This window comes from Dietzia sp. SLG310A2-38A2 (genome assembly GCF_014145095.1).
Taxonomy (GTDB): domain Bacteria; phylum Actinomycetota; class Actinomycetes; order Mycobacteriales; family Mycobacteriaceae; genus Dietzia.
Genome location: NZ_JAALDX010000264.1, coordinates 1 through 2,826 on the forward strand (window position 1 = coordinate 1; position 2,826 = coordinate 2,826).

Genomic DNA, 2,826 nt, shown 5'->3' on the forward strand with positions numbered 1-2,826 from the left:
TCGAGGCCCCGGTCGCGTCGGCGGCCGACCGCATGTCCCGACCGCCACCTGCGGGCTCCTCGCCCGGGGCCTCCCCACCGCTCAGCACGCCGCGGGCCACATCGTCATCGGACCGGTACTTCAGGAGAGCGGCGGACAGGACCCAGCCGAGCTCCGGGCCGTCTCCACCCCACACCGACGCCGCGCGCGCCGCGTCCACCACCTCGGAGATCGACGGAGCCTTGCGCAGGGGCAGCTCGCGCAGTCGGCGTGCCTTCTCCACCACGTCCGCCGCTACGGTCTCCGGCACCTCCGGCGCGCGGGACCGGACGATCTCCGTCTCCCGCGCGGCGTCCGGGAAACCCACGTGGAAATGCAGGCACCGGCGCTTGAGGGCACTGGACAGCTCCCGGGTGTCGTTGGAGGTGAGGACCACCCAGGGCGTCGTGCGTGCGCGGTAGGTGCCGAGCTCCGGGATCGTCACCTGCTTCTCCGCGAGCACCTCGAGCAGCATCGCCTCGAGCGACTCCTCCGTGCGGTCGATCTCGTCGATGAGCAGGACCACCGGGTCCTCGGACGTGATCGCCTCGAGCAACGGCCTGGCCACCAGGAAGTCCTCGCCGTGGATCCCCACCTCCATCTCCGCCAGCGCGGCGGAGGCGGCGGCGAGATCCTCGTGTACCTGCAGTTCCGCCGTGATCCGGTCCCGAAGCATCTGGACGTGGAGCAACTGCTTGGCGTAGTCCCACTCGTACAGCGCCCGGGCGTCGTCGAGCCCCTCGTAGCACTGCAGCCGGACCAGCCGACGACCGAACGCGGCGGCGAGCGACTTGGCCAGCTCGGTCTTTCCCACACCGGCCGGCCCCTCCAGCAGCAGCGGCCTGTCGAGGACGGTCGCCAGGTGCACGACCGTCGCCAACTCCCGGTCGACGATGTACCCCGTCCCGCGGAGAGCCTCCCGCAGGAGGTCGACGTCGATCACCGCGTCCGCGGGACCCACCTCGTCGGAACTCACGTCGTCGGGGTGATCTTCGATGACATCCATGGTCGGGCCCTTTCCGTGCTCGGGAGATGGTGATGTTCCCCGGGGACGGGCGGGACGGATCCGCTCGCCCGCCCCCGGGGACGTCCTGGCGGGGTGCCCTCCGACCGGTCAGTACGACCCGGTCAGTACGACCCGGTCATGGCGTGCTCGACCATCGGGATCAGTGACTCGACCGTGGACTCACGCGGGTTGCCCGGGGTGCACGCGTCGCCCATCATGTGCTCGGCGATCCTGCGGATGTTCTCCGCCGAGGTGTCGATCCTGTCGCCCTTGCCCTTGTACTTGCCCGTATCCATCTGGTTCTTCTCGTACAGCCCGGGCGTGATCTGGCTGAAGTTGTCCGGGATACCGACGTCCTTGGACAACCGGATGGCGGCCTCCACCGCCGCGTCGGCGGCCTGGACGGTCGTCATGTTGCGGGTGTCCACGCCCATCTGCGGTGCGAGTTCGGCGTAGCGCTGGTACCGGGACGGCAGGTTGTACTCCCACACCCGGGGCAGCGCGATCGCGTTGTTCAGCCCGTGGTGCGTGTCGTAGTACGCGCTGATCGCGTGGGACATCGAATGGATCATGCCCAGGCCGCCCGAGTTGAACGCCTGCGTCGCGATGTACTGCGCGTTCATCATGCCGGTCCGCGCCTCGAGGTTGCGGGGGTCGTACACGGCCGTCGTGAGGTTGTCCGCCACGAGCTTGGTCGCGTACAACGCGTTACCCAACGAGGGGGCGAAGTCGAGCCGGGACACGTACGGCTCCGAACAGTGCGCGAGGACGTCGAACCCGCAGTACGCGGTGAAGTGCTGGGGGCAGGAGTAGTAGAGGAGCGGGTCGTCCATCGCCAGCGAGACGAGGCTGGCGTCGTCGAACGCGACCCACTTGTGCGGGTGGTCCATGTCCGACGTATCCGTGATCACGTACGCCCACGAGGTCTCCGCGCCCGTGCCCGCCGTGGTGGACACCGCGATGTGCGGCGGGTTCTCGAAGTTGGTGGACTTGGAGAAGCCCTGGAACTCGTTGATGTCGCGCCCGTCGTGGGCGATCACCACGCGTGCGCCCTTGGCGGCGTCGTGGCTGGAGCCGCCGCCCACCGAGATGATGCCGTCGCACTTCTCCGAGGTGTAGAGAGCAGCGGCGTCCATGACGTTGTAGTCCTTGGGGTTGGACTCGACCTTGTCAAAGACCACGACGTCGAGTCCCTGGTACTCGATCTTGCCCTTGAGCTCCTCGATGATCCCCGAGCCGCGCAGTCCGGTGGTCATGATGAGGACCCGGGTCATGCCCAGCTTCTTGGCCTCCACGCCGAGGATGTCGTGTGCTCCCACACCCAGCAGTGCCTTGGGGAGAGGGTGGAACTCCTTGATCGGCATATCCCAGATCTGATTCAGTTCGATCGCCATCGTGCGCCTCCTGCTCGAGCGACCCCCGCCATCGGCGGGGCGGTGAATGTGACACCGATCACTCTGGCCGTGGAACCGCCCGGTCCGGAACAGCTACCGCGGGGTTCTGCCCACCCGGCATGCCGGGACAGTCCGCATGGCGCCGCCGCACCTACCCGAGTGGACGGGGCGGGCCCGATCCGCGCCGTCGGAGATCTCCGAGACCGTCATGCCCCGAAGCGTTGATCGAGGACACGACACCGCGCCTCGGCCGCCGCGACCGTGGAGGCGTCCGCGTAGCGCGACCGGGCCAGGCTCCGCCACGCGGCGAGATCCTCACGTCCGGCGCCGGCGACCCAGGCCCTGAGAACGGGGAGCCGGTCGGCGGACAGGACCGCGGCCCGCACCATCGAATGGACCTCGAGCCGA

The 2,826-nt window shown here is 68.7% G+C and carries 2 protein-coding genes and 1 pseudogene; all 3 read right to left on the minus strand.

Translation table 11 applies throughout. The features are described from left to right. On the minus strand, positions 1 to 1,024 hold a 1,024-nt coding region (locus G6027_RS09710; protein WP_241727003.1), incomplete at its 3' end, for a MoxR family ATPase. Positions 1,025 to 1,146: 122 nt separating this feature from the next. Next, the gene (gene mdo / locus G6027_RS09715) at positions 1,147 to 2,418 is read right to left on the minus strand and encodes an NDMA-dependent methanol dehydrogenase (protein WP_182636996.1); all 1,272 of its coding nucleotides are present in this window, start codon (positions 2,416 to 2,418) and stop codon (positions 1,147 to 1,149) included. Positions 2,419 to 2,624: 206 nt separating this feature from the next. Further along, a pseudogene (locus G6027_RS09720) lies at positions 2,625 to 2,826 on the minus strand (transcriptional regulator); the annotation flags it as partial.

Coding starts and splice junctions, on each gene's coding strand:
- mdo (WP_182636996.1), bottom strand. CDS start 2,418: ATGGCGATCGAACTGAATCAGATCTGGGATATGCCGATCAAGGAGTTC.